The 1,465-nt window shown below is 57.1% G+C and carries 1 protein-coding gene; it reads right to left on the bottom strand.

The annotated features are described in order from the left end of the window. Positions 1-1,321: T9SS C-terminal target domain-containing protein (locus BN93_RS18095; protein ID WP_198007523.1), on the bottom strand; the 1,321-nt coding region annotated here is incomplete at its 3' end. Positions 1,322-1,465 lie beyond the last annotated feature (144 nt).

The following is a 1,465-nucleotide window of genomic DNA, read 5'->3' as shown; positions in this document are numbered from 1 at the left end:
CATTGTGCAACGTTACCTCGCTGCATAGCGATTTGCCGCCATTATCGTATGCCACGATGACATACTTGCCTTGTGTTAGCGAGGGAACGGTTACGATGCTGTCCGCCGTAGCATGTACGCATACAGCCTTGCCGTCGACACTTGCCGTTAGGCGATATGGGGGTGTGCCGCCCGTGAGCAGTACGCGCAGTGCACCCTTCGCGCCAGTGGAGCAACGTGGCTGTTCCACGTCGATGGTAGAGAAGAAGTCCTTGGCCGCGCGAAACGTGAAGACGCTTTCGCCCACGCCGGCACTTATGCCCATGAACGTAACGCTGTCCGCCTGCCCCATGTGTGCCTTATAATATCTAAGTTGCCCGACGGGAAACTTACCCGTTCCGCTATTGTCTATGGCCAGATAATAACTTTCGCCCTCGCCGAGCGGTTCCAGTTGCCTGATGCTCCGCGTGTCGAGCGTCAAAGTCATGCCCGCCACAGGTGTCCCCGTAGTGGTTGCCGCCCATCGCCGTTGCATCCATTTGCCGTTTCCCCTATCTGCCGCGAAAGCAAGCCGTTTGGCATTGTCGCCCCAAAGGTAGCTCGCGCCCTCGCCGATGGCCTTGGCAGCCACGCGAACAGCCGCTTCGCCCTCAGCACTTTGGCCCGCCGACAGGTACAGGCACGACGTACTGTCGCCGATAATGCCAGCCACACGGTGGTTGTAGGCTTTAAGGCGGTAGTAGTTTCGTACAACCAAGCCCTTAGAGTTGAAGTACGAATGGTTCAGCGTAATGCCATGACGCAAGGCCATTGCACTTTCAACGCGCATGCGTTCCGTGGCCGAAAGTGCACGAGGATACACCGCATACTCCGCCATACCCTCTTTCATCGCTTTTATGGGCAATCGTTCCTTAGTGGTTCCGCCCACGGCTAGCGTGCCACGGATGCCGTTGGCGGCAGAACTGACGTAGGTGTAAAGGCGCAGAGGCGGCAGCGTGTCGCGCCCCACATAGTTCATAAACGTGCCACGGGCCAGGTCGGCCGTGCGCGCTGTGGTCTGCACCAGCTGTGTCTGTCCGCCCTGTGCGCCCACATGCCAAAGCAGTTGCTCGCCGCCCTGCCTCGCCTTACCCACGCCAACGAAGGTCATTCCGCTATTGGCGGCAAGCTGCATGGGCGCATTGTCATTTCCAAAGCCCCACTTTACATAGCCCATTACACCGCCGGGAGCATGCTGCGGTGTAGGCTTTTGTATCTGTGCCTGCACCCTACTTGCCGTAAGGAGCAGCGTGCACAATAGTGGAACGAACGTTGCCACATGGCCGTATCTGAACTGTATCATGGCTGTTTGTTTTTATTGAGAGGTATGGTATAGCCCACTGTCAGCAGGAACAGGTGACTGTTGTTCCTTGCTGTGGCATAGCCGTAGGGGTTATCTTTGGTTTGTATGAGGTCGGTTAGGCCATAAGCATATTGCAGATAGGCC

Origin of the sequence: Prevotella conceptionensis 9403948, assembly GCF_000312305.1 — a bacterium.
Lineage (GTDB): Bacteria > Bacteroidota > Bacteroidia > Bacteroidales > Bacteroidaceae > Prevotella > Prevotella conceptionensis.
Note: the sequence above shows the minus strand (reverse complement) of the source record. Positions and strands in the feature narration are given on the sequence as shown.